General features: G+C 71.8%; 18 protein-coding genes and 1 pseudogene. 7 read left to right on the plus strand and 12 right to left on the minus strand.

Features of this window, described 5'->3' with window-relative positions; translation table 11 throughout:
• Positions 1-7: 7 nt before the first annotated feature.
• The gene (locus tag M4D82_RS28695) at positions 8-730 is read right to left on the minus strand and encodes an SAVMC3_10250 family protein (protein WP_249769670.1); all 723 of its coding nucleotides are present in this window, start codon (positions 728-730) and stop codon (positions 8-10) included.
• Between the two features lie 292 nt (positions 731-1,022).
• On the opposite strand from M4D82_RS28695, the gene M4D82_RS28700 reads away from it, so the two are divergent.
• Positions 1,023-3,053, plus strand: coding sequence for an NADPH-dependent 2,4-dienoyl-CoA reductase (locus M4D82_RS28700; RefSeq protein ID WP_249769672.1), 2,031 nt, complete (start codon positions 1,023-1,025; stop codon positions 3,051-3,053).
• A 58-nt stretch (positions 3,054-3,111) separates the two neighbouring features.
• On the plus strand, positions 3,112-3,525 hold the full coding sequence (locus M4D82_RS28705) for a PaaI family thioesterase (protein ID WP_249769674.1): 414 nt from the start codon (positions 3,112-3,114) through the stop codon (positions 3,523-3,525).
• Between the two features lie 101 nt (positions 3,526-3,626).
• Here M4D82_RS28705 and M4D82_RS28710 read toward each other — a convergent pair whose 3' ends face one another.
• From M4D82_RS28710 to M4D82_RS34400, 4 genes are all read right to left on the minus strand, one after another.
• Complete coding sequence (locus M4D82_RS28710) at positions 3,627-5,222, minus strand: alpha/beta hydrolase (protein ID WP_249772234.1); 1,596 nt, start codon at positions 5,220-5,222, stop codon at positions 3,627-3,629.
• Between the two features lie 146 nt (positions 5,223-5,368).
• The gene (locus M4D82_RS28715; RefSeq protein WP_249769676.1) at positions 5,369-5,809 is read right to left on the minus strand and encodes a hypothetical protein; all 441 of its coding nucleotides are present in this window, start codon (positions 5,807-5,809) and stop codon (positions 5,369-5,371) included.
• A gap of 136 nt (positions 5,810-5,945) precedes the next feature.
• Positions 5,946-7,004, minus strand: a complete 1,059-nt coding sequence (locus M4D82_RS28720; protein WP_249769678.1) for an SCO0930 family lipoprotein — start codon at positions 7,002-7,004, stop codon at positions 5,946-5,948.
• Positions 7,005-7,144: 140 nt separating this feature from the next.
• Positions 7,145-9,541, minus strand: a complete 2,397-nt coding sequence (locus M4D82_RS34400) for an NADH-ubiquinone oxidoreductase-F iron-sulfur binding region domain-containing protein (protein WP_349637098.1) — start codon at positions 9,539-9,541, stop codon at positions 7,145-7,147.
• Positions 9,542-10,174: 633 nt separating this feature from the next.
• On the opposite strand from M4D82_RS34400, the gene M4D82_RS28730 reads away from it, so the two are divergent.
• Positions 10,175-11,113, plus strand: coding sequence for a PucR family transcriptional regulator (locus tag M4D82_RS28730; protein ID WP_349637099.1), 939 nt, complete (start codon positions 10,175-10,177; stop codon positions 11,111-11,113).
• 93 nt (positions 11,114-11,206) lie between these two features.
• Here M4D82_RS28730 and M4D82_RS28735 read toward each other — a convergent pair whose 3' ends face one another.
• The gene (locus M4D82_RS28735) at positions 11,207-12,607 is read right to left on the minus strand and encodes a DUF1996 domain-containing protein (protein WP_249769682.1); all 1,401 of its coding nucleotides are present in this window, start codon (positions 12,605-12,607) and stop codon (positions 11,207-11,209) included.
• Positions 12,608-12,621: 14 nt separating this feature from the next.
• Positions 12,622-13,368 carry a DUF4142 domain-containing protein gene (locus M4D82_RS28740; protein ID WP_349637100.1) on the minus strand — a complete coding sequence of 249 codons (747 nt, stop codon included), beginning with the start codon at positions 13,366-13,368 and terminating at the stop codon, positions 12,622-12,624.
• A gap of 235 nt (positions 13,369-13,603) precedes the next feature.
• On the opposite strand from M4D82_RS28740, the gene polX reads away from it, so the two are divergent.
• Complete coding sequence (gene polX / locus M4D82_RS28745) at positions 13,604-15,334, plus strand: DNA polymerase/3'-5' exonuclease PolX (RefSeq protein ID WP_249769692.1); 1,731 nt, start codon at positions 13,604-13,606, stop codon at positions 15,332-15,334.
• A gap of 6 nt (positions 15,335-15,340) precedes the next feature.
• Here the strand turns inward: polX and M4D82_RS28750 are convergent, their stop codons facing one another.
• The 4 genes from M4D82_RS28750 to M4D82_RS28765 form a co-directional block, all read right to left on the minus strand.
• Entirely contained in the window at positions 15,341-18,205 is a 2,865-nt protein-coding gene (locus M4D82_RS28750; RefSeq protein ID WP_249772240.1) for an NHLP bacteriocin export ABC transporter permease/ATPase subunit, read from the minus strand.
• Positions 18,206-18,242: 37 nt separating this feature from the next.
• The gene (locus M4D82_RS28755) at positions 18,243-20,384 is read right to left on the minus strand and encodes an NHLP family bacteriocin export ABC transporter peptidase/permease/ATPase subunit (protein WP_283844521.1); all 2,142 of its coding nucleotides are present in this window, start codon (positions 20,382-20,384) and stop codon (positions 18,243-18,245) included.
• 116 nt (positions 20,385-20,500) lie between these two features.
• Complete coding sequence (locus tag M4D82_RS28760; protein ID WP_249769694.1) at positions 20,501-21,307, minus strand: biotin/lipoyl-containing protein; 807 nt, start codon at positions 21,305-21,307, stop codon at positions 20,501-20,503.
• A gap of 113 nt (positions 21,308-21,420) precedes the next feature.
• Positions 21,421-21,639 carry a hypothetical protein gene (locus M4D82_RS28765; protein ID WP_249769696.1) on the minus strand — a complete coding sequence of 73 codons (219 nt, stop codon included), beginning with the start codon at positions 21,637-21,639 and terminating at the stop codon, positions 21,421-21,423.
• Between the two features lie 490 nt (positions 21,640-22,129).
• Here M4D82_RS28765 and M4D82_RS28770 point away from each other — a divergent pair, with 490 nt between their 5' ends.
• Both M4D82_RS28770 and M4D82_RS28775 read left to right on the plus strand, forming a co-directional pair.
• Positions 22,130-22,951, plus strand: a complete 822-nt coding sequence (locus M4D82_RS28770; protein WP_249772244.1) for a DUF2182 domain-containing protein — start codon at positions 22,130-22,132, stop codon at positions 22,949-22,951.
• 112 nt (positions 22,952-23,063) lie between these two features.
• Complete coding sequence (locus tag M4D82_RS28775) at positions 23,064-23,720, plus strand: DUF1326 domain-containing protein (protein WP_249769698.1); 657 nt, start codon at positions 23,064-23,066, stop codon at positions 23,718-23,720.
• A 422-nt stretch (positions 23,721-24,142) separates the two neighbouring features.
• Here the strand turns inward: M4D82_RS28775 and M4D82_RS28780 are convergent.
• Positions 24,143-24,649, minus strand: a pseudogene (locus tag M4D82_RS28780) (alanine:cation symporter family protein); the annotation flags it as partial.
• A 377-nt stretch (positions 24,650-25,026) separates the two neighbouring features.
• Here M4D82_RS28780 and M4D82_RS28785 point away from each other — a divergent pair.
• Complete coding sequence (locus tag M4D82_RS28785) at positions 25,027-25,902, plus strand: potassium channel family protein (protein ID WP_249769700.1); 876 nt, start codon at positions 25,027-25,029, stop codon at positions 25,900-25,902.
• Positions 25,903-26,011 lie beyond the last annotated feature (109 nt).

A 26,011-nucleotide genomic window follows, 5' to 3' on the forward strand; every position in this document is an offset into this window, starting at 1 on the left:
CCGTCGTTCAGGGCAGGTCGGGCGCGTATTCGACCGTGAGCGGGCTGGCCACGAGACAGGGCGCGTTACCGGAGGTGGAGGAGAGGCGGGTCGTCACTCGTGCGTAGCCGCGTGTCCAGGACGCCGTACCCGCCTGTCCGGGAGTCGAGTCCAGGGCCCGCATGAGGTCAAGGACCCCTTCGGTGGGGAGCCCCGGACGGGGGGCGTCGTCGGCTGCCGGGTCCTGCGGGCGGGACAAGGTCTGCACCACCTGTCCCGCCTGGGTGAGGAAGGTCGTTCCGACGCTGTCGCCTCCCGCGATCCCTTCGAGCGGAGGTCCGTCGACCTGCACGGGGGGCTGCCCGAGCAGGTGACGCGCCGAACCGTGCATCAGCAGGCGACAGCCCGTCTCATCTTCGTATGCGGGGTCCTCACCCGGGGCGGGATCGGCGAAGAGCACCATCTCGCGAAACCTGCCTCTGAGGGAGATCTGGCGCAACGGGGCCTCGAAGTAGACCCAGTGGCCAGGTCGCAGGTCCGGATCCGCGAACCAGCGGGCCGACTCTCCGAGATGCTCGGACACCAGGTCCAGCTGCCGCTGCCGTGCTCGCTCGGCGTCCGCCACGGGGGCGTCGAGTTCGATTCCGCCGAAGGGCGTGGACAGGCGCAGTGCCGCGGTCCGGCGGAGCCGGCGCGGTGCGGCGCTGAACTGACGCAGCTTGTTGTCCGAGACGTAGATGAACTCGCGCAATGCAGCCCCCCGGCTGAGTCTGTCTCCCTTGGGGGATCATCTTGCCACTGCTACCGCACGGCGGGTCGTGCGGTCCACCCGCTGCCGAGTGAAGGCCAGGGGGGCAAGCAAAGGGACGTTCCTCCCCTTCTCCATTCCTCGGGGCGTGAACTCTGCCACACGTCCAGCCTGTGGGGCCCCTGTCCCCGGGGCGCGACCGGGAAGGACCTTCAAGACGGTTATGCACTTAGTTGCAAAATCACGTGTGCCTCGCTAGAACAGGTTCATCACCCCGTGCGAGGAGGCACCCCCGATGAACCAGAGTTCCCAGAGCCGGTACCCGCACCTGCTCAGCCCCCTGGACCTCGGATTCACCACCCTGCCGAACCGCGTGATCATGGGCTCGATGCACACCGGCCTCGAAGAGCACGAGCGCGGCTTCGAGCGCCTCGCCGCCTTCTACGCCGAGCGCGCCCGCGGCGGCGCCGGCCTGATCGTCACCGGCGGCATCGCCCCCAACGACGCCGGCCGCCCCTTCGAGGGAGGCTCCCGCCTCACCACCGAGGACGAGGCCGCCGAGCACCGGGTGATCACCGAGGCGGTCCACGCCGAGGGCGGGAAGATCGCGATGCAGATCCTCCACTTCGGTCGCTACGCCTATCACAAGGACCTGGTCGCCCCGAGCGCCCTCAAGGCCCCCATCAGCCCCTTCGTCCCCAACGAGCTCACCGACATCGAGGTCGAGCGGACCGTCGAGGACTTCGTGCGCGCCGCCCGCCTGGCGAAGCTCGCGGGCTACGACGGCGTCGAGATCATGGGCTCCGAGGGCTACCTGATCAACGAGTTCATCGCCGCCGCCACCAACCGGCGCACGGACCGCTGGGGCGGCGCGTACGAGAACCGCGTGCGCTTCCCGCTGGAGATCGTCCGCCGCACCCGCGAGGCCGTCGGCCCCGACTTCATCCTGATCTACCGGCTCTCCATGCTGGACCTGGTCCCCGGCGGCTCCACCCTCGACGAGGTCGTCCACCTCGCGAAGGAGATCGAGGCGGCCGGCGCGACCATCATCAACACCGGCATCGGCTGGCACGAGGCCCGCATCCCCACCATCGCCACCTCCGTCCCGCGCGGCGCCTACACCTGGGTCACCAAGCGGCTGATGGGCGCGGTGAGCGTGCCACTCGTCACGAGCAACCGCATCAACACCCCCGAGATCGCCGAGGAGGTCCTCGCCGACGGCCGCGCCGACCTGGTCTCGCTGGCCCGCCCCTTCCTCGCCGACGCCGACTTCGTCTCCAAGGCCGCCGCCGGGCGCCCCGAGACCATCAACACCTGCATCGGCTGCAACCAGGCCTGCCTCGACCACACCTTCAGCGGCAAGATCACCAGCTGCCTGGTCAACCCGCGCGCCTGCCACGAGACCGAACTCGTCCTGTCGCCGACCCGCACGAAGAAGCGCGTCGCCGTCGTCGGCGCCGGCCCGGCCGGCCTCGCCTGCGCCGTCTCCGCCGCCGGACGCGGCCACGCCGTCACCCTCTTCGAGGCCTCCGGCCACATCGGCGGCCAGCTCGACATCGCCCGCCGCATCCCGGGCAAGGAGGAGTTCGAGGAGACCATCCGCTACTTCGGCCGACAGGTCGAGGAGAGCGGCGTGGAGCTGCGCCTGAACACCCGCGCGGACGTGGATACCCTGGCCGGCTACGACGAGGTCGTCGTCGCCACCGGCGTCACCCCCCGCACCCCCGACATCGAGGGCGTCGACCGGGACAACGTCGTCAGCTACCTCGACGTGCTGCGCGACGGCGCCCCCGTCGGCGAACGCGTCGCCGTCGTCGGCGCCGGCGGCATCGGCTTCGACGTCGCCGAGTTCCTCACCGACAGCGGCGAAGGGGCCTCCCAGGACCCCGCCGTCTACTTCCGCCACTGGGGCGTCGACACCGCCTACACGGGCCCCGGCGGCCTCACCGCCCCCGAACGCCCCGCCTCCCCCCGCCGGGTGCACCTGCTCCAGCGCAAGACCACCAAGGTCGGCGGCGGCCTCGGCACCACCACCGGCTGGATCCACCGCGCGGAGCTCAAGCACCGCGGCGTGGTCTCCGTGGCCGGCGCCACGTACGAGCGCATCGACGACGAGGGCCTGCACATCACCGTCGACGGCGAGGCCCACCTCGTGCCCGCAGACACCGTCGTCCTGTGCACCGGGCAGGAGCCGCGCCGCGACCTCTGGGAGGCGCTGCGCGCCGCCGGCGTCGAGGCGCACCTGATCGGCGGCGCCGACGTGGCCGCCGAACTCGACGCCAAGCGGGCCATCAAGCAGGGCACGGAGCTGGCCGCGAGCCTCTGAGTACCGGCTGCACGCGGGGGAGTTGTGGCGGCCCGCCCAGGGCCGCCACAATCGGCGCGTGACGCTGACTCCCGCCGACGCGGACCGGATCCTGAAGGACAACTTCGCCCCCTGGGTGCTCGCCCTGGGCCTCACCGTCGAGGAGACGGGCGAGCGGCACGCCGTCCTGCGGCTGCCCTGGTCCGACACCCTCGCCCGGGACGGCGGGGGCCTCAGCGGCCAGGCCCTGATGGCCGCCGCCGACACCGCCACCGTCATCGCGATCTCCGCCGCGCGCGGCGCGTACGGGCCGATGACCACCGTCCAGCAGTCGACGAGCTTCCAGCGGCCGGTGACCGGCGCCGACGTGCTGATCGACGTACGGGTCACCAAACTCGGCCGCCGCATGGCCTTCGCGGACGTCAGCATGACCCCCGAGGGCGCCTCCGAACCGGCCGCCAAGGCCTCCACGGTCTACGCCCTGCTCGGCTGAGCCGTTTTCCGGGTCCGTGACCGGCCCCGGATGTCGCCCACGGTCGACGTGGACGGCACCCGGGACGCGGTATTCAACGGTCTTCGACGGTCTTCAGACGATCAGAACCGTCCGGGCGTCGACGGCAGCGGCAGCGGCGTCGTCCCCGGCCGCGCCTCGTGGCGCTCGGCCGTACCGGGGGCCGTGCGGCAGTTGATGTCCTTCGCGGGCAGCCGGCCCGTGATCAAGTAGTCGTTGACGGGGGCGTTGGCGCAGGAACGCGGGTCGGCCAGGTACACGCCGTGCCCCTCACCACCCAGGGCCAGCACCATCCGCGAACCCTTCAGGGCCCGGTGCAGACCCTGGCCGCTGACCAGCGGGGTCTGCGAGTCCCACTCGTTCTGCACGGTCAGGACGTTCGCCCGGGTCTTCATCGGCGTGGCGGCCTCGACGGGCCGCTGCCAGAAGGCGCACGGCTTGATGTTCGAGGCCATGTCCCCGTACAGCGGGTACGCGGCCTTGTCGCGGACCGCGTCCCGCCGGTACCGCTCCGGATCGCGCGGCCACGCGTCGGTGTCCCCGCACACCACCGACCAGAACACGGCGGTGCCGTTGTCGGACGCGGGGCCACCGGCCCGCGCGGGCTCGGGCGCCGACTCGGGCTGCCGCCCGAGCGCCTTCTTCACGTCCGCCGCCGCCATCCCCGCCGGCTGCGGCTTGCCCTCGGCGGCGGCCTTCAGCGCGGCGATCACGGGAGCCGCCTGCTCCGGGTAGAAGAACAGACCGCGCGCGCCGGCGCGGATGTCGTCACCCGTCAGCTTCAGCCCCTCGAACTCGATCGGCTCGCGGTCCGCCCGCGCCACCAGCCCCCAGAGCGTCTGCGACACGGCCTGCGGCGTCGCCCCCAAGCCGTACGTGGAGTCGCGCTCCGCCGTCCAGCTCGTCCAGCGGGCGAAGGCCGGCTCGGCCTCCGTCGCCCAGACCTGGATCATGCCGCGCCAGGCCCGCTGCGGGTCGACGCCGCTGTCGAGGACGAAGCGGTCGGTGCGCGCCGGGAACATCTGCGCGTACACCGCCCCCAGGTAGGTCCCGTACGAGTAGCCCACGTAGGAGAGCTTGCGCTCGCCGAGCGCCACGCGGATCGCGTCCATGTCGCGGGCGGTGTTGCGGGTGGTGATGTACGGGAGCACCGCGCCGGCCTTCTCGCGGCACTTGTCGGCGACGGTGCGCGCCCAGGTGACGTCCGACGGGAAGGTCTCGGGCCGGTAGGCGCGGTCGAAGTTCTCCTCGGCCTGGGTCAGTCCGCAGGTCAGCGGGCTGCTTTCGCCCACCCCGCGCGGGTCGAAGCCGATCAGGTCGTAGCGGTCCCGGACGTCCTTCGGCATCGCCTCCTGCATCATCAGCGGCAGGTCCAGCCCCGACCCGCCCGGACCGCCGGGGTTCAGCAGCATCACGCCGTGCCGCTTGGCGGGGTTCTCGCTCTTGATGCGCGATATCGCGAGGTCGAGGGTCTGCCCGTGCGGGCGGCGGTAGTCCAGCGGGACCTTGATGGTGGCGCACTCGTACGAGGCCGGCTGGTCGGCACTGCAACGGTGCCAGGAGGGCTTGCTCGGGGCGTAGTCCGAGACGGGATCGGCGGCGGCCTGAGTGGCCGTCAGCAGGGGGAGGGCGGAGGCGAGGAGACCGCCTGCGGCGAGCAGGGGTGCGAAGCGTCGCATGCGCACGAAGAGCCGTTCCTTTCGGAGAAGGGCGAATCCCTGCTCACGCTGGAGCAAACGGCGTTCGGGCGAATCCTCCCTCAGGGCGGCTTGTGTACTCCTTGCGAACGAGGCGGGTTCCGGTCAACTGGCCGACGCGCCGGAACTCAGTGGCCGGTGTGGTCCGGGGCGGAGCCGTGGGGCGCGGTGGTTTCGACGCTGCCGCCGAGCCGGGCGCGTACGGGCGTCAGCGCCTGCGGCGACGGGGCGGTGACGACCCAGCGGTTCCCGACCAGGTAGGTGCCGCCGTACGCCCGGGTCTCGTCGAGCCAGACGCGCAGGGCCCGTTCGGCGACGAAGGTCGTCACGCGGAAGGCGCCGTCGGCGGTCTCGCAGCCGCCCTGGCGCAACTCATCGACGTCGATGCTCACTTGGGCGGTGCAGCCGATGGCGCTCGCGATGTCCTCGACCGTGGCGGGCCGGGTGCGCGCCGCCGCGCCGTCGTGGTCCGTCGCCGTGCCGCAGCCCTCGCAGGACAGCGCGACGCCGCACAGTGCGGCGAGGACGAGGAGGACCCGGCGGGTCCTGCGGTGGAGGCGGGGCGGCATGGCGACCTCACGGGCTGATCGGTGGGTGGACCGGGTGGACCGGGTGGACCGGGTGGTGCGGCCGTGGTGCCCGGCGGGGAGGGCCGGGCACCACGGCGGCTGAGGGGGCGGGGGTGGCGAGTGGAGGCTGAGGCGGTTATGAAACCTTCGCCTTCTTGCCCTGGTCCGTGACGGCGAACCAGAGGCCCTGCTTGTTGTGTCCGGCGGTGTCACCCGGCTGCTTGTCACCGGTGAACGAATAGACCGGCCAGCAGTCGATCGTCAATTGTTCCGATCCGTCCGGTCGTTTCACCGAACCGATCAACGCGGCCGGAATTCCGGACACCATGGTCTTGTCGACCGGCTTGGCCGGCTTCCACGTGTCCAGGCAGGAATCGAGACAGCCGATTTTCATCGGCCAGGCACTGTCCTTGTCGAAGCGATAGAGAGTACGGCCCTCGCCATCGGCGACGATGGTTCCGAGTCGGGGATCCTGCCGGGTGGAAAGTCCGGCGCCCATTCCGTTGTGCCCCGCGCCACCGGTATTGCCTCCGGTCCCGGTTTTTCCGGGATTCCCCGGGTCGGCGCCGGTCCCGGCCCCGGCCCCGGTTCCGGCCCCGGTCGACCCGGCCGGGGCCGCCGGCTTTCCGTCCGGGCCCAGCGCGTGCCAGGTGCCGCCGACGCCCTCACCGAGCGTGTCGCCCGCCTTGGTGTCCTTCGCGTACCGGTAGACGGGCCAGCCCCCGAGCGTCAGTTGCCTGGTGCCGTCCGCCCGGGTCACCGAGCCGAGCAGACCAGCCTCGATGCCCGTACCGGCCGTGGCCGCGTCGGCAGGAACCACCGGCCAGGCCTTGGCGCAGTCGCCCTCGCAGGCGGACTTCGGGGGCTTCGCCGTGTCCTTGTCGAACCGGTAGAGCGTGAAACCCTCACCGTCGGTGACCGTGGAGCCGAGGTTCGGGACGTCCCGCACCTGTAGCTCCCCGGCCGCGCCGGCTGCGCCCCCGGCGCCGTTCCCGCCCGCCGGGGAGGCCGCGGAATCGCTTCCGTACGCCGCGTCGGAGCCGGATCCGTACAGCGAATCGAGCCCCTTTCCGGCGCCCGCCGGCCGGACCGCGTCCGATTTTTCCGAGGGCCTGTCGGCGAGACCGCAGCCGGCCGTCAGAAGCAGTACCGCGACCGCCGAACCGGCGCATATCCCACGACGCACTTCCCGCACGATCTCTCCTTCAGGTCGGCTTTGCCATTCCGCTGTCCTCGCCCATTCATACGGGCCCCGGCGCGGCTCGGACCCGTATTCCCCGGAATTTGTCAGATCGCGACAGGAATGAACCCGGGCCCGGTGCGCGGACGTGCGGGCTATTCCTGGATGCGCAGGGCCAGCGCCGGACAGCGTCGGACCGCGCGCAGTGCCTTGGGTCGCAACCGCCCCGGCACCGGCATGGACGCCCGGTCGGGGAAGCCGTCCGTGTCCAGCCGTACGACGTCCGGGAGGATGTCCACGCACAGCCCGTGGCCCTTGCACAGCGTCCAGTCCACGACCAGCCGTTCGGGGCTCTCGTCGCGCGGCAGCGGCAGCGCTCCGAGCACGCGCCGGCCGCATCCGCTGCCGAGGGCGTGGTCGTGGAACTCGTCGGGGAAGGCGGCCAGCGCCGAGGCCACGAAGTGCGAGGTGCCGTCGGGGTGGCTGCACGCCCCCCGGCCCCGCACCGCCCGCAGCCGGGCCTCCACCGCTTCGAGCGCCGGCCGGCCTCCTCCCCGTACGGCGTCCTCCAGTACGTCGGCGAGTCCGGGCAGGCCCCGTACGCAGGGACCGCACTGGCCCGCGGACTCCTTCGCCATCCAGCGGGTCACCCGGGCGACCTCGCCGGCCGGGCAGGTGTCCTCGGGCAGCGGGAGGACCGCCCCGGCCCCGAGCACCGCGCCGAGCGCGGCCAGGGACTGCCGGGACACCTCCGCCGACAGGGCCGCGCCCGGATCGAGCCACCTGCCGTGGTAGCCGCCGACCAGCACGCCCTGTCCGGGCCGGGTCCCGCACAGCTCCAGGATGTACGCCAACGCCACGCCGGTAGGCGTCTCCACGACCGTGGAACCGGCGACGGTCAGCAGGACCGTGCCCGGCTCGGACGGCAGGCCCGCCGTACGGTACTCGGGCGCGCCGAGCCGCGCCGCGACGGCGAGTTGGGCGTACGTCTCGGTGTTCGACAAGAGGGTGGGCGCACCGCCCAGGCCGCGTTCGCTGGTGCGGACCTTCTGCCCGGACGGCAGCGCCGGCCCGCCGCCCAGTCCGCCGACGAGCGCGGTCCCCTCCCCGGTCACGAAACGCTCGGGCAGGCGCACCACCCGCACCTGCCGCCCACCCGGGCCGCGTTCGGCGACGGCGTCACGGACCGACTGTTCCACGTCGGCCCGGGTCACGGCGACCACGACGTCCTCGGCGGCGATCGCGGCGGCGGCCAACAGGGCCCCGTCCAGCACGAGATGCGGGGCGTGCAGCAGCAGGGCGGTGTCCTTGAGGCAACTCGGCTCTCCCTCACTGCCGTTGACGACCACCGCCGTCTGCCCCGCCCGCCCGCGCGCCGCCTGGGTGACGGCGCGCACCTTGCGGGCGAAGGGGAAGCCCGCCCCGCCCCGCCCCCGGAGGTCGATGTCGCCGGCGAGGGCGACCAGGTCGTCGGGGTGGTAGCGGGGGAGCGCGCCGTGCGCGGTCAGGTGCGCGGCGCGGTCCAGTCGGGGCGCCCGGTCCAGCCCGGCCAGCAGCCGGGGCGCGCCCACACAGCCGAGGCCGGGGCGGGGATCGTCGCTCACGCGGACCCCTCCCGGGCGGCGAACCGCTCGGCGGCCCGGGGCGCCGGCACGGTCCCGGACACGCTTCCCGACCAGGGCGGCGGGGCGGCGTGGCCGACACCTGCGCCAGGGCGCGCCCGCCGGGCGCGCCGGGGGTCGGGTCGGCGGTCGCGTCGGCGGTCGGACGGGCTGTCGGAACTGCTGCCGGGCGGCGGTCGGGTCGATCCCGTCGGCCGCGACGCCCACCCTCCGCGACCTGGCCCGGAACGCCAGCACGCCCGCGACGCCGATCAGGCACAGCGCGTACGCCGCCGTCACCCAGGCGTCGGCGGGGCGGCCCGCCTTGAGGCCGTGCACCAGGCAGGCGCCCCACGCCGGGTACGCGCCGATGTGCAGGGCCCGCCACCACAGGGAGCGACCGCGCGTCGCGAAGACACTACGCACCGCACCGGAGACCGCGACGGACACGAAGAGATATCCGGCCAGTGTGCCGAGGCCGATGACGACCGGCCGGTCCGCGTCGGCGAACGGCACCGCGGCGGCCGTCCCGGAGGTCTGGCCCTGCGCGACCTTCACCCAGATGTGCAAGGCGAGGAAGCCCAGCCCCGCCACCGCCAACCCGCGGTGCACGCCCTGGGCCAGCAGCCGGTGCCCCGACCCGAGCACCATCCGGTCGGTGGCCGCCAGTCCCCACAGGACGGTGGCGGTGAGCGAGACGAGCGAGAGCACGCCCGCCCCGTAGTCGAGGAACTCCCACACCCGGGTCAAGGCGCCCGCGCGTGCCGCGACGAGGAGGGAGACCAGCGCCGCGGCGGCGGCGCAGATCACGCTCGGACGCAGCCTGCCGGCGGAGGGGAGCAGGGAGGGCCGCCGGACGGCCCGTTTTCCGGCGGCGGGTGCGGTGGCCGCGTGTCGGCTTCCGCGTCGGGCTCTGTGCGAGCGGGGCATCTGCGGCTGGTACAGGGGCATCCAGGTCTCCTGTGCACCCGGGCTCCGAGCACTCCACCTGGCGCTCGGCACCCGGGGTTGTCGTCGGTGGTGGCCGGCAGCGCTGTGGATTCCCGCGCCGGCCGAGGGGGCTCGGGGCCGGAGTGCAGCAGCATCGTGGAGGCACACGGCACCTCCACGGAATTTATCGAAACGTGATAATTTCTCGCGCGCCGTCTCCTGGCCATCGAACAACGCCGGAAGATTCCCTTCCAGTGGGGGTTGTGACAGGCCACCGCGCCGCTCGCCGACTACGCGCCGACGGCGGCAAAAACAAGGCAAAACCGCGGGACCAAATGTGGCCGAATCCCTCCAGAAGGGGGTCAGGTCACTGCAACTCTCTTGGCACACAAGGTTGTTGGCGAGACAGGCAACCTCGGTGGGCCCGGCCGTGCTTCCTGCGGACAGGCCTTCCCCGGCAAGAACGAGGCAACGATGTGTGAACTTCTGAACCGCATCTGGTCCCGCCCCCGAGGCGAGTGGAGACGCGTCCTGCGCACGGAACTCCCCGGGTTGGCGGCCGAGATAGTGGAGGAGCTTCTGCATGGAATTCCAGGATTTTCCGCATTTATCGATGACAACGATGCCGGCGGTGACGAAGTCCTCAGACAGCGGGTGGAAGAGGCGCTGCTCAGCGTGCTCGGCTACCGCGAGGAGGAGGACCGGCACGACGGCCGGCAGGAAGGAGGGGACGAGGAAACGCGCGAGGGGGTGAGGGGGCGGGCCTCCGCCCCCACGGGCCCGTCCGCCCAGGCCATGTCCCTGGCCGCGCAGGACCTCTTCCGCGCCCTCACCGACGACCGGGCCGCGTCGGAAGCGTCCCTCGCGGACCTCGCCGAGGCGGCCGGTTGGCCCCTGCCCGACGCCGTACGGGCCGTCGCGCTGGCCACCCCTGGCGAGACGCAGCAGTTGGCGGCGGCCCTGGAGGACGCCCTGCCCGGCATGTTCGGCGGACGCCCCTGCCTGCTGCTGCCGAGTACGGACCCCGACGGCCGCGCCGAGCTGGAACTTCCGCTCCGCGGCCGGTTCGCCACCGTCGGCCACGCCGTCCCCCTGCGGGACGCCGCGTCGTCGCTGCGCTGGGCCCTGCGCCTGCTCGCCCTGGCGCCGTCACGGGGAAGCCAGGACGCGCGGGCCGTCTTCGTGGACGACCACCTCTCCACCCTCCTCCTGCTCCAGGACGAGCCGCTGGCCCACGCGCTGGCCGCCCGCTGGCTGCGTCCGCTCGCCGACCTGACCCCCCGCCAGAGCGAACGCCTGGAAGTGACCCTGCTCGCCTGGCTGGAGGGCGGCGGCGCACCCGAGGCCGCCAAGGCCCTGAGCGTGCACCCGCAGACCGTCCGCTACCGCATGCGGCAGCTGGAGAAGCTCTTCGGACCCAACCTGCGCGATCCGCGGACCCGGTTCGAGCTGGAAATGGCCCTGCGCACCCGCAGGTTGATGGCCCAGGTGCGGCGCCGGCACTCGCGCGTCGGCCGCCGGGCCGGCCGCGTCGTCACCGCCGACTTCACCCCGCCCCTCGTCGGCCGGATGGCCCGCGTCAACGGCCTGTGACCCCCCTCGCGTGACACGCCCGCGGCCCGGCACCGTCCTCGTGACGGTGCCGGGCCGCGGTGCCGCGTAGGGCACGGCAAGGGGAGGGGGTGGTCAGCGGCAGGTGCGGCCGGAGTTGATGCAGTCCACCGCCTTGGCCATCAGGCCGTCCGACATCACGTTGATGAAGTCGCCGTGGTCGGTGACCGGCTTGTGGAGCTGCTCCGGGAAGCTGTCGACGGCGATCCGCGCGCCGGGTGCCACCCCGTAGGTGACCTTCTGGACCAGTGCCGGGACGGCCGTGAAGCCCTTCTTGCAGCGGCCGTTGGCATCGGGGAAGGCCATGTGCGTGCGGTGGTTGGCGCTGTCCGTGTTGCGCCCGTCCCAGCAGCTCTGGAAGGTGAAGGTGCGCACCACGTCACTGCCCTTCGGGCAGATCGGGTACTTGTCCTTGAGCTGGCGGTCCTCGAAGCCGGTGCAGCTCCACGAGGCGTTGGCGTTGGCCGTGCCGTTCGCGAAGGCCTTCGCGTCCCCGGTGATCACGCGCAGGAAGCGCGGCATGGCTTTCACCTGCCCGACGGGGCTTCCCTTGAAGGTGGTCGTGACCTGCTTGGGGCGCAGGATGGTGCCGACGTTGGCGTCCTGTCCGCCGCCGGGCGCCCGCGCGTCCCGCTCGGCCTTGCCGTCGCGCAGCCTCAACACCGGCCAGTAGTAGGTGGATTGGTCGCCGTTGCGGCAGGTGGTGCCCGAGGCGGCGAGGCTGTCGTTGGTGGAGAAGGCGTCGGTGGACTGGTTGCCGACGTAGTCGTGCATGTGGTGCGCCCCGTTCGAGACGCCCGGGGCGACGATCACGTTGTCGGGGTTGAAGTGGCCGTTCTCGTTGCGGCCGCACTCGGAGCTGAAGGAGCCCGAGGAGGCGCCGCGTTGGGGCGCCGGCGTACGGACGTTCGGACGGACCTTGGTGATGGACACGAAGTCGCTCCGCGCGGGCCCGCCCTTCTGACCGAGACCGCGCGCCGCCGACGCGTCCGCCGCCAAGCCCGCTGCCGAGTCGGAGGCCGCGTCGGAGGCCGCGTCCTCCTCGGCCGGGGCCTCCTTCATCTCACACCCGCTGAGCGCCTCCAGCCCCTCCGCGCGCCCGCCCGACCGGCCTATCGCCTCGGATATCCGACCGATCGTGGCGCCGCGCTGCTGCTTCAACTGGCCGAGCAGTGCCTCCGATTGCTTCTCGCCGGCGGCGAGCCGCCGGTAGGCGTCGGCCACCTGTACGTCCAACCGCGCGAGGTTCTCGTCGACCTCGGACCGGGCGCCGTCGGGCACCGAGGTCAGCCGGTCTCCGACGTCCGGGCAGTCGATGGTGGTCGTCACCCGCCCCGTGCGCGCGTCGTCCTGTCCGGCGTTGGCGTTGCCGGCGATGAAGGCGACCGCGCCGCCGCCGAGCGCCAGGGCGGAGATCACGGCCAGCAGCTTGCGGGAGGGACGGGAATGTCGCGTCGTTCGCGTCGTTCGACTCATCGGATCACGTCACTTCACTTCTTCGGTCGGATATGGGAGGGGGACGAGGCCCCCTGGTGGCCGGACGGGGCGGGGGAGCTGTCGGAGAGGGCGTCGAAGTCGACGAGCCCGCTCTCCTCCAGCACCGAAATGTGGTCCAGGACCGTCGCGTTGGCCGAGGTGGCCAGGGCCCGCACCATCGAGTTGCGCGTCTGCGCCCGTACCTGAGCCACGAGCGCGAAGACCTTGCCGTGCGCGCGGCGCAGTAGCTGGATGAACAGCCGCTCGTACTCGCTTCCCTGCGCCGCCCGGTCCAACTGGCCGAGCCACTCCTGCTGTTGGGGCGAGGGCCGGTCCGGCAGGTCCATGCCGAGGGCCTGCCCCACCTGGAGCACCTGCCGGTCCAGTTCGGTGTGGCCCTCCACGAGGTGGTCCCCGGCCGTACGGACCGAGGCCCGCGTCCCGCGCTGCTGCGCCTGCCGCCCGGCCGGCAGCTCCCACAGCCCGGCGAGGCGCACCTTGCGCACGAAGTCGCGGTCGACGGCGGTCAGCGGCCCGTACGCCGTGCTCATCGTCCCGGCGCCATCGTCATCGGCGGCGGAAAGCCCGCCGGCCGGGGCGGCGTTGGCGCTCACGGCGGACGCGCGGTCGCCGAACTTCGAGACGGGGATCAGCAGCGCGACGAGGGTGACGGCGAGCGCGGCGATGACGAGACCGCTTCCGATCGTGTATCTGGTCGCCACCGACATGCCGCTGCCGGATCGTCGCCGGAATGACAGCACAGTGCCTCCTTGCTCCAGGGGCCGGCGGGAGCCGGGCGCGAGCGCGAGGCCGTACGCGCCGCGTGCTCACCCGCACTCCCGAGGTGCCACGGGACGCTAGTGCCCGTGAGGGCACCGCCACGGAAGGGCCATCACCATCGGATAAACATCCGGACCGGCTCCCGGGGCCCTGCTATGGTGCCGCGTCCACACAGCACGGGGAGACCCTCGCGGCGTCCGGGGGCATCCTGGAGACATGACCCGAGCCAACGACGAGGTCGAGGCGCTCCTCCAGGAGTACGCCGACATCATCGCGATCCGGGGCGGGGAGGCGTTCAAGGCACGCGCCTACGAGAAGGCCGCCCGCGCCGTCGGGGGCTACCCGAAGGACATCTCGACCCTCGACGCCAAAGGCCTGCGCGAGATCCCCAACGTCGGCAAGTCGCTCGCCGACAAGATCGTCGAATACCTGCGGACCGGCCGCATGCCCGCCGTCGACGAGGCCAGGGCGTCCGTGCCCGCCGGAGTGCGCGAGCTGATCGCGATTCCCGGCCTGGGGCCCCGTAGGGCCATGGTCCTGTACGAGGAACTGGGGATCACCTCGGCCGAACAGCTCGCCGACGCCATCCACCGGGAACGGCTGCGCGATCTGAAGGGCTTCGGCGAGCGGACCGAGGAGAACATCCTCCACGGCATCTCCGTACTCCAGAAGGCCGGCGAGGGCCGGATCCTCATCAGCGCGGCCATGGACATCGCGGAGCAGATCGTCGCCGAGCTGTCGGACGTCCGCGGTTGCGTCCGGTGCGCGTACGCCGGGTCCCTGCGCCGGATGCGGGAGACCATCGGCGACGTCGACATCCTGGTGGCCGCGCACCGCTCGGCCCCGTTCATGGAGGCCCTCACCGCCCTCCCGCAGACGGCCGAGGTCATCACACGCGGCGAGAAGAAGACCTCCGTACGCACCGCCACCGGTCTTCAAGTCGATCTCCGGGTCCTCCCGCCCGTCTCCTGGGGCGCGGGCCTCCAGTACTTCACCGGTTCCAAGGCCCACAACATCCGCACCCGGGAACGCGCCGTGCGCCAAGGCCTCAAACTGTCCGAGTACGGGCTCTTCGACACCGAGAGCGGCGAGAACCTCACCTCCGCGACCGAGGAGGCCATCTACGCCAGGCTCGGACTGCCCTGGATACCGCCGACACTGCGCGAGGACCGCGGCGAGATCGAGGCCGGGCTGCGCGGCGAACTGCCCGAGCTGCTCACGGAGAAGGACATCCGCGGCGACCTGCACACCCACACCGACCTCACCGACGGCCTGGCCCCGCTGGAGGACATGGTGGCCGCCGCTGCCGCCCGGGGCTACGCGTACTACGCGGTCACCGACCACGCCCCCAACCTGTACATGCAGCGCATGACCACCGAGAAGATCCTCGCCCAACGCGAACGGATGCGCGCGCTGGACGGCGCGCACCACAGGATGCGGCTGCTGCACGGCACCGAACTCAACATCGGCCCGGACGGCTCCCTGGACTGGCCCGACGAGTTCCTCGCGGACTTCGACCTCTGCGTGGCCTCGGTCCACTCGCACTTCAACCAGAGCCGGCGGGAACTCACCCGTCGCCTCGTCCGTGCCTGCGAGAACCCGAACGTCGCCGTCATCGGCCACCCCACGACCCGCCGGATCGGCAAACGCCCCGCCATCGACGCCGACTTCGACGCGGTGTTCGAAGCCTGCGCGCGCTCGGGCACCGCCCTGGAGATCAACGCGCATCCCGAGCGGCTCGACCTGTGCGACGAGGACATCCTGCGCGCGAAGGCCTACGGCGTGAAGTTCGCCGTGAACTCCGACGCGCACGCCACCACGCACCTGCCCTACATGCGCTACGGGGTGGCGACGGCGCAACGCGGCTGGCTGACCAAGGACGACGTCATCAACACCTGGCCCCTGGCCAGGCTGCGACGGTTCCTGGGGGGAAAGAAGGGCACCTGACGCGAGCTACCCGAGTTGCCGGCGGACCAGCTCGTGGAAGGGGCCGTCCGTATCGGCGAGCAGCTCGGCGGGCGGTCCCTGCTGGGCGATCCGGCCCTCCGCCATGACGATCACCCGGTCGGCGTCCATGATCGTGGAGAGGCGATGGGCGATGACGATACGGGTGGAGCGCAGGGCGCGGGTGGACTCGATGACCACGCGCTGGGCCTCGTTGTCCAGCGCGCTGGTGGCCTCGTCCAGGAAGAGCACGCGGGGCTTGCGGATGAGGGCCTGGGCGATCATCAGCCGCTGGCGTTGGCCGCCCGAGACCGTGCCCCCGCCGTCGGACAGCATCGTGTGCATGCCCATGGGCATGGCCTTGATGTCCTCCGCCAGGCCCGCCATCGATGCCGCCTCCCACGCCTCGTCGAGCGTGTACGTCTCGGCCCCGCAGACGCAGTCGAGGATCGAGCCCGAGAAGGGCCGGCTGTTCTGCAGGACGACGCCGCACTGGCGGCGCACGGCCGCCTGATCGAGCGCCGCCAGATCCTGGCCGTCGTACAGCACGCTGCCGGCGGCCGGCTTGTCGAAGCCGATGAGCAGGCGCATCAGTGTCGACTTGCCGCAGCCGCTGGCGCCGACGATCGCGACGAACTCGCCCGGCCGCACGCGCAACGACACGTCGTCCAGTACGAGCGGCCCCTCCTCGCTGTAGCGGTAGGAGAGGTTCCGCGCCTCGATCGCGCCACTGAGCACGCCCGGCCGGGCGCCTGCGCCCCGTACCTCGGGGGCCTCCCGGAAGACCGGCTTGATCTCCTCGAACATCGGCTGCACGGCGGCGGCCGACAGGAGTGCGCCGGTCAGCTGGGTCGCCGAGGACAGCATCATCGTCACGGCGGTGCTGAAGGTGAGGAACTCGCCGGCGGACATGCTGCCCCGGGCCGGTCCGGCGAGCAGCATGAACATCACGAGCGTGCAGAGCATCGGACAGACCGCGCCCAGCACCGTGACGACGTTCTTGATCCGGCCGATGCGCTGCTGGAGCTCGCGGGTGCGGGCGAACTCCCGCGCCCAGGCGGCGTACGCGAAGCTCTCGGCCGCCGCGACGCGCAGCTTGGGCAGCCCCCGCAGGGTCTGGAACGCCTGGTTGTTGAGCTTGTTGCCGAGTGTGATCAGCCGCCGCTGGTAGCGCAGCTGCCACAGCCCCATGCCCAGGAAGACCGCGGCGATGACCAGCAGGAGGGCGACCGCCACCAGGGCCAGGGGCACGCTGTAGACGAGCAGCAGCACGAGGTTGACGGCGCCGACCGTGCTCGCCTGTACGGCCACCGACCCGATGCCGGACATCACCCGGCGGATGGAGCTGATGCCCATCGCCGCGCTCGCCAGTTCGCCGGTGGAGCGGCCGGCGAAGAACGTCACCGGCAGCCGCAGCAGTCTGTCCCACACGGCCGGCTGCAACGTCGCCTCGATACGGCCCTCCATGCGCAGGATGGAGACGTTCTGCAGCAGCATGAAGGCGGCCGAGACGACGCTCGCCGCGATGAGCGCCAGGGCGCTCTGCACGATCAGGCTGTTCTCGGCGCGCGGTACGTACTCGCCGAGCACCTTGCCGGTCGCGATGGGTACGAGCGCGCCCAGGCCGACCGCGGCCAGCCCGCCCAGGACGAGGCCGCGCAGGTCCTCGCCGGTGCCGCGCAGGCTGAAACGCAGCAGCGCCGGCAGCCCCGTCCCGCCGTCGGGCAGCGGGCGGTAGAGCATGACGGCGGACGGCTCGAAGTCCTCGGCATTGGCCTTGCCGACGCTCTCGCGCGCTCCGGTCGCGGGGTCGACGGCCTCGTACCGCCCCCGCCGCCACAGCAGCGCGACGGGCGTCCCGTCCTCCTCGCGCCGGCCCACCAGGGGCCCGCTGTTCTCTCGCCACCAGCGGCCGGCGAGCCTGACGGTGCGGGTGCGGATCCGTGAGGCGCGCGCGATGCGTTCGACGGAGTCGATCCGCCCGGACGCGGCGTCCGGGGTGCCCGGTTCGGACAGGGTGATGCCGGCCGCGCCGGCGACCAGACGGCACACCGCCAAGGTGGCGTCGTCGCGCGTACCGTGGCGCGAACGCCGGCCCGAGCGGTCGATGGAAGCGAGGAGCGTGCTGTCGGCCTGGGCACGGGCGGCCTCGCCGGCCTCGATGCCGGCCGCCGTGCGGTCCTCGTGGGCGCGTTCGAGCTGCTCGATCCAGTCGTCCAGGGCGTACAGCAGGCGGTACTGCTGGTCCACCATGCCCTGCCACAACGCGGCGTCGACGAGGAGCGCGGCGGCCTGGCCGTATCCCTCGTACCCCTCATATCGCTCGTACAGGGCGCCGTACCGCACGCCGCCCGGCGTCATCTGGATCCACAGGATGTCGTCGTCGGCCCCGGCGCCGCCCTCTCGGCCGGTGGTGGCGCGGTTGTCCAGCGGCGCCTGGTAGAGCACCCGAAGGCCGCGGCCGACGCCGAGCGCGAAGGCGTACTCCAGCGGGCCGAGCGGTGCCTCGGCGGTCGCGTACTGTCCCTGGTTCCACCCGCCGCCGTACTCGGGGCCGCGCTGGAGCTCGTGCAGCTCGATGCGCCGCAGCCGGCAGCCCCGTAGCGGCCGGGCGGTCAAGGTGTGTTCGGGGCCTTCGGCCGGGCCCAGCAGCAGCGTGCCCGCCTCCAGCCGGCCCAGGAAATGCCAGTGGCCCCCCTGCGCGGCGTCGACGGCGAACAGGTCGAGCTCGCCGTCCACGACGAGCCACAGCACGAGCGGGCCCTCCAGGGACAGACTCCGGGCGCCCGCGCAGTCGACGGGCGACCCGAGCCCGCCCAGGGCCGCCACGACCGGATCCGGAGTGGCCACGTAGGCCTGGTGGGGGGACGTCACCCCAGTCACCCCAGTCACCTCAGTCACCTCAGCCACCTCAGTGCTCCTTGACCAGTTCGGCGTACGCGCCCCGCGCGGCGATCAGGTCCTCGTGCCGTCCGCGCTCGACGACCGTGCCCCGGTCGAGCACGACGATCTCGTCGCTGTCGCGCACCGTGCTCAGCCGGTGGGCGATGACCACGCAGGCGCAGCCGCGGCGCCGCAGATTGTCGATGACGAGCTGCTCGGTCGCCGCGTCCAGGGCGCTGGTCACCTCGTCCAGGACCATGACGCTGGGGCGGCGCACCAGCGCCCGCGCGATCTCCAGGCGCTGGCGCTGGCCGCCGGAGAAGTTGCGGCCGTCCTGCTCGACACGGCTGTGGATGCCGCCGGCCCGGCGCGCGACCACGTCGTACACGGCGGCGTCCTCCAGGGCGGCGATGACGGCCTCGTCCGGGATGGAGGGGTCCCACAGCGCGACGTTGTCGCGGACGGTGCCCTCGAAGAGGAAGACGTCCTGGTCGACGAAGGAGACGGAGGCGGCCAGCGCGCCGCGCGGGATGTCCTCCAGCCGCATCCCGTCGATGCGGATGGTGCCCTCCCAGGGGGCGTAGAGGCCGGATATCAGCCGGGAGACGGTGGACTTGCCGCTGCCCGAGCCGCCGACGAGCGCGACCTGCCGGCCGGGGCCGACCGAGAGCGAGAAGTCCTCCAGCAGCGGGGCGTCCAGCGGGTTGTAGCCGAAGGTGATGCCCTCCAGCTCCACGTGGCCCTTGAGTCGCCGGGTGGCGGCGGGCGGCTCGCGCCGTGAGAAGAGCGGGTCGACGGGGAAGTTCTCGACGTCCTTGAGGCGGGCGACGTCGGCGGCGAAGTCCTGGATGCGTCCGGCCACGCCGCCCAGACGGGTGATCGGGGTGGTGAAGCTGGTCACCAGCGTCTGGAAGGCGACGAGCAGACCGACCGACAGGAGCCCCTCCACCGCCCGCAGACCGCCGATCATCAGGATCAGCGCGCTGTTGAGCGCGGCCAGCGTGGGCGCGACGATCGCCAGCCACGCACTGGGCACCCCGAGGCGCTGCTGCACGTCGAGCGTGACCGCGTGCTGCCCCGCCCAGCGGCGGAAGAAGCCGTCCTCGCCGCCGGTCGCCTTCATCGTCTCGATGAGCTGGAGACCGCTGTACGAGGTGTTGGTGAGCCGGGCGCTCTCGGCGCGCAGCTTCTGCGTGCCGGTGGCCCGTACGTGGATCACGATCCGGACGGCCGCGATGTTGAGCAGCGCGATCAGCACGCCGACAACGGTCAGTTGCGGGTCGTACGTCCACAGCAGCACGGCGTAGAGGACGACCACCACGGCGTCCACGCCGGCGGCGGCCAGGTCCCGGGCGAGGGTCTCGGCGACCGCGTCGTTGGACTGCAGGCGCTGGACCAGGTCGGCCGGGTTGCGCTGGGAGTGGAAGGCGACCGGAAGTCTGAGCAGGTGGCGCAGGAAGCGGGCGCTGCCCAGGGTCGAGGAGATGATGCGTCCGCGCAGCAGATTGGTCTGCTGCACCGCCGTGAGCACCGCCGTGAGCACCACGGCCGCCGCCATCGACGCGAAGAGCACACCCAGCAGCGACGTCTGCTCGCCGATGAGGAACATGTCGATGTACGTGCGGCTCAGCGCGGGTACCGTCGCCCCGACGACCACCAGCAGCAGGCTGGAGATCACGGCGGCGAGCATGGTCCCCGACGTGCCGCGCAGGCGGGCCGGCATGGCGCCCATGACGCCGGGCTTACGGCCGGCGCGGCGGAAACCCTCGCCGGGCTCGAAGGTGAGCACGACGCCGGTGAAGCTGGTGTCGAACTCGTCCATGGGGACGAACCGTCGGCCCTTGCCCGGGTCGTTGACGTACACGCCCCGGCGGCCGAAGCGGCGGCCCATGCCGTCGTAGACGACGTAGTGGTTGAACTCCCAGAAGAGGATCGCCGGGGGGCTCACCCCGGCGAGCGCGGCCAGGTCCATCTGCATGCCCTTGGCCTTCAGCCCGTAACTACGGGCGGCCTTGAGGAGGTTGCTCGCGCGGGACCCGTCGCGGGAGACCCCGCAGGCGATGCGGAGCTCCTCCAGGGGGACGAAGCGGCCGTGGTGGCCGAGCACCATGGCCAGCGCGGCGGCGCCGCACTCCACCGCCTCCATCTGCAGCACGGTGGGGGTGCGCACGCTCCGGGGGGTGCGGCCCTTGGGGGCGGGTGCGGACCTTCCGTGCGCGGAGCGGCGCCCGGCTCCCCTGTCGGCCGGCGCCGGACGGCGGCGACGCGTGCCGCCCCGGTTCGCGGTCACGGCAGCAGCCAGTCGACGGGCCGCTGAGCGGCGAGGTGGACGGCTCCGGTGACCACGGTCGTGGAGTCGACGGCGTACGGGGGCCCGTCCGCGGAAGACCAGCGGTAGCCGGACGCGGTCGCGGAGGAGCGTTCGAGCCGCACGAGGACGGCGACGGGATTGCCGTTCCGGGCGTACTGCGCGGCGAGCCGGCCGTCGCCGAGGAAGCCGCTGATCTGCGCCTCGGTCTGGGGAGTGCGGCCGATCTCCTTGACCCGGCCGCGCAATACGCCGAACCGTTGGCGGGGCACGGACTGGACGCTGAGGTCGACCGAGGCGCCCACGGAGATCGCCGCGCCGCTCTCGGCGGGCAGGTAGAGCACGGCCACCAGCGGGTCGCCCGGATTCCTCACACGCTCCACCGTCGCGAGGTCCGCGCCGGCCCTGACGACCGAACCCGTCTTGGCGACGAGGGTCCTCACCCGCCCCGCGGCCACCATGCGTACGGCCCGCTCCCCTTGGTCCGTGCCGACCTGGAGCAGGGGCGCGCCCGTGGACAGCAGCTGGCCCTCCTTCGCGAGGACCGCGGTGACCTGTCCCGCGTACGGGCTCTGCAGCAGGTAACTGCCCTCGGCGTGGGTGAGGACGCCGGGTGCGCTCAGCTTGGAGGACACGGATCCGGTGAACGCCCAGAAGCTCGCGGCCGCCATGGCCACGACCGTGACGGCCAGGACGAGCCGACCCTGCGGACGCGCGAAGCGTACGGGCAGGTCGAGTTCATCGGGTGATTGCAGCTTGGAAAGCGCCTTTTGACGGAACTGCACGGACTCTTCCTTCGACTGCGTTCGTCACACCTTGCTGAATTGCTGTGAGTCGCCGAGCGCCCGTGAACCCCGGAACGGGAATGTTCCGGGGTTCACGGGCAGCGGATGTCCGCTCAGAGACCGGCGACACCGACGTTGACGCCGGCGATGCCCATGACCTGGCCGGGCACGGCCAGCGCACCCTGGACGGTCTCCAGCGAGGTCGCCACGCCCAGCACGGTCTGGACGTCGCCGGTCACGGCGCCGGCGAGGCCACCGGAAATCCCGAGGCCACCGGACACGGCGTCCAGCTCGGTGTCGGCGATCTCGCGGGTCTCGATGTCGTTACGCATGGTGTGCGCACCCTTCATTCGTCTGGCTTTTCACATGGTCGCGACGGCCTCGTGGGCAATCGACCACCGTTCCGAGAACCGCCGCGGCCCAGATGTAAGCACGCGAACGAGTGGCCCGGCCAACCGTGTTGACGCCTCCTCACGCCCGAGCCGAACACGTGGACACCGGGCTTTCCGATTCATTCGGGAGATCGCCACAACTTCTTCCCATGATCGAGTAACACATCGGTGCAGCGTTTCGAGGGTGCGGAGCGAAACCGGACATACGCCTACCAAGCGCGCGGCGCGTTCCCGACATTTCGGCGGCCGACACAAGGGGAAGCGTCCCCTCCATCCTCACAATGTGAAGACTCCCCGCCGCGACACTCCGTGATCTACCAGCCACAGCGGGTCAGGTTTCCCCGGTGCGGCCCCCTGAAGCGCCTGGTAGCGTCGAATAGGCGGAGGGGGACGTGTGCTGCTCTGGAAGCAGCCGCAGGAAGGCACGCCGATGCGTCGCAGCCGGATTTCCGCCTTCGTACCCGCCCGGTCGCCGGCCCCGACCGGAGCCGGCGGGGGGTTGCTGCCCGCACGGGATCTCGCGGCCGCCTGGATCCTCGTCGTCCTGATCGCGGTGCCCGCCTGGGTGCTGACGATCCGGCAGGCCCAGGACATGGGCGTCGAGCCCGGCACCATGGGGATGGCCCTGCCCCTGTTCCTGCTGCTCTGGGTGACGATGATGGCGGCCATGATGCTGCCGTCCATGGCGCCGGTTGCCCTCACCTGGGCACGCGGGATCGGCCGGCAGTCCTCCGGCTGGGCCCGGACCGCCCGCACCGTCGAGTTCGTGGGCGGATACCTGCTCGTGTGGACCGCCTTCGGACTGCTCGCCTACGCGGCCCTGGCCTTCACCGGCGGCCTGGTGGACGACCACCCCACCGCCGGACGCCGGCTCGGCGCGGTCGCCTTCCTGCTCGCCGGCCTGTACCAACTCGGCCCCCTCAAGAACGTCTGCCTGCGGCACTGCCGCGACCCGCTCGGTCATCTGGTGCGTTACGCCGGCTTCCGGCGACCGGCCCGCGACCTGCGGGTGGGCCTCCACCACGGCGCGTACTGCGTCGGTTGCTGCGCGGGGCTGATGGTCGTCTTCATACCGCTCGGCGTGATGAACGTGGCGGCGATGGCCGGACTGGCCGTGGTGATCTTCGTGGAGAAGCTGTGGTCCCGGGGCGTCCTCCTCAGCGGTGTCGTGGGCCTCGCCTTTCTCGTCCTGGCGGTGCTCGCACCGTTCCAGGACTGGATGCTGCCGGGGCTGGAGGGCTCGATGCCGTGAGGTGCAAGCTGGAAGGGAGACCGTCTTCCGCTTCCGCTCCTGGGAACGGGCTCGGGGCACGCGGTCTCGCCACTCCGAGTGAGCTCCTCGTGGCTCGGCGGGAGGAAGCGACATGACGCAGCAGGACACCACCGGCACGCGTTGGCACCTGGCCGGCGACTGGTTCGACGTGTGCAAGTGCGCCATTCCCTGCCCGTGCACCTTCGCGCAGCCCCCTACCTACGGCGACTGCGAAGGCGTATTGGCCTGGCACATACGGGAAGGCAACTTCGGCGACGTACGGCTCGACGACCTCAACGTCCTGATGCTCGCCTCCTTCGAAGGCAACGCCTGGGCCGGCACGCATACCCATCCGTACGCCGCGGTCTTCCTCGACGAACGCGCCGACGACCAGCAGCGCGCCGCGCTCGGGGCCGTCTTCGGCGGTGAGGCGGGCGGATGGCCGGCGGAGTTCGGGGCGATGTTCCACCCCGAGATGCGGGGCATGGACGTCGTCCCGATCCACGTGGAGATCGACGAGGACCTCGCCACCTGGCGCGCCGAGATCCCGGGCCGTGTCACGGCGACCGCCGAGGCGCTCACGGGCCCGACCACCCCGAACGGCGCACGCGTCCAGGTCCTCAACGCCCCGGGCTCCGAGGTAGGGCCGGGCCAGACCGCCACGTGGGGCCGGGCCACCGTCGACCGCGCCGACGCGTTCGGCTTCTCCTGGGAACGCACCGGCAAGTCGAGCAAGCACTTCCCCTTCGACTGGAGCGGCCCCGACTGAAGAGCCCTTGACCTGCAAAAACGCAGGCTGGACGCCTGACCGGCCGCAAGATCCCGAACGCCAAGCCGGACTACCCGGGCAACCACATCAGCTTCGGGCGGCGGGGGACGGGATCCTGCAGATGGTCGGCGACGAAGCGCAAGCAAAGCCGAAGTGTGTGGGCGGCCGGAAGGCCGCGCGGTCATGCGGCGATGCCCGCCATGCCCGGTCGTCACTGCTTCGGACGGCCTGCTGCCCACGAGGGAATCCCGCGCCGCACAACCCTCTCGACCCCGAGGTTCCGGTCCGTCGAAGGCATGGTGACGGCCGCCGGTCCTTGACCACCCTTGGTGCTCGGGCCCGACGATGGTGCCGAGTCGGAAGGTAGGCGGCCGGGTGACGGGTCGTAGCGCACGGGTGTGGCACTCGCTGTTCACCGCGCATCCGGCCCGCACGGTGGTATCGGCGTTCGCTTTGGCCAGCGGGTCCGTGCACACCAAGGCGCGAGGTGTGCACGCCATGCCCAGCAGGCCGCAGAGGATCATCCAGAAGGCGGCACCCGGGCCACCGATGGAGACGGCGACGGCGACACCGGCGATGTTGCCGAGGCCGACCGTGCCGGAGACGGCGGCGGTCAGGGCCTGGAAGTGGTTGACCTCGCCGGCCGCCCCCTTCTCGTCGTACTTCCCGCGCACCACGTCCACCGCGAGGCGGAACTTGCGTATCTGGACCAGGCCGAACCAGCCGGAGAAGACGAGTCCGGCGACGACGAGCCAGGCGACGATCAGCGGCAGCTGGGTGCCGGCGACGGGGACGGAGTAGAAGACGACGTCTCCGAGCCACTTGGCTATGGGCTCGAAGAATCCGCTGACTGCCTCGTCTACGGAGTTGGTGATGGTGTCGTGTCGAGTGACATCAGGCTTCACCTCGATGGCGCAGAACCGGCGCAGTGCGGTGCGACGGTGTGAGTGCGGGCGGGCATGAGCAAACGCCGTTGTCCGATCGGCGACCCTGGGCGTCTCGGTCCGCGGACTCGGAACGTGACCTCCCTGGCCGTGCAAAGCCGGTGCGTGCCGGCACTCCGTGGTCCGGTGAGGGGTGGGCCGAAAGCGGAGTTGCGCATTCTTAGCACCCTCTTTACGTGATCTTTAGTGACCCGCGTCACGTGGCTGCGGCTGCGCCCCGCAAATTCAAGGGTCGGTGATGCGATCGTTATCCGGATTTGAGCTTCCGCTGAGCGGACGAAGCATCCGATGTGCCCGGCTTTCTCCCGGCGGGGCGCTTCGAGCGCACGACTGCGGCGGCCGAAGGAGGGAAGGGGAGCCGGATGAGCTGGCTGTTCAACATCGCGGGCGTGGTCCTGGTGCTGTTCGTCCTGCGGGACGTCTTCCACACGTTGTGGCATCCCACGCGCCACGGCGGTCTGAGCCGACTGGTCATGACGGGGCTGTGGCGGCTGTCCGGGTCGCTGACGGCACGCCGCCGGGCCTCCGGGCTGGCCGGGCCCCTCGCGATGGTGGCCGTGGTGGCGGTGTGGGCCCTGACCGTGGTCGTGGGCTGGGCGCTGATCTACTGGCCGCACATGCCGGATTCGTTCACCTACGCGGCCGGACTGCGGCCCGCCGATCACGCACGATTCCTCGACGCGCTCTACATCTCCCTGGTCAACGTCTCCACGCTCGGCCTCGGCGACATCGCACCGACCAAGGGATGGCTGCGGGTCATCGCCCCGATGGAGGCCCTCGTCGGCTTTGCCCTCCTGACGGCGACCGTTTCGTGGACCCTCGGCATCTACCCCGCCCTTGCCCGCCGCCGGGCGCTGGCGCTGCGCCTCTCCCACCTCGCCCGCACCCACCCCACGACGGAGCAGATCGACGCGGACGCGGGGGCGGCGATCCTCGACAGCCTGGCCGGCGGGATTTCGGTGATCTCGGTCGATTTCATGCAGTACGCCGAGTCCTACTACTTCTACGACGGAGAAGACCGGACGTCGCTGGCACTCCACATCACCTACGCCGACAACCTGGCCGACCAGGCGGCGGGCGCCCGCCATCCCGATGTCCGGCTCGCGGCCGCCGTGCTCCGCGCAGCCTTGGAGGACCTGGCCCTGATCCTCGACCAGCGCTTCCTCCACACCCAGGGCACGGCGCGAGAGGTCTTCGACGCCTTCGCGCGCGACCACGGCCGCCATGCCGGAGCCTGACGGCGGTCCGCCGTGAGAACCGGTTCGCTGTCGTGTGCCGCTCTCCTCGCCCGCTGCGTGCCGGTCGGCCGGACGTACGAGTCGGTGACGCGGGTGGGTGGCACCGCGC

It is taken from the genome of Streptomyces sp. RerS4 (assembly GCF_023515955.1).
Taxonomy (GTDB): domain Bacteria; phylum Actinomycetota; class Actinomycetes; order Streptomycetales; family Streptomycetaceae; genus Streptomyces.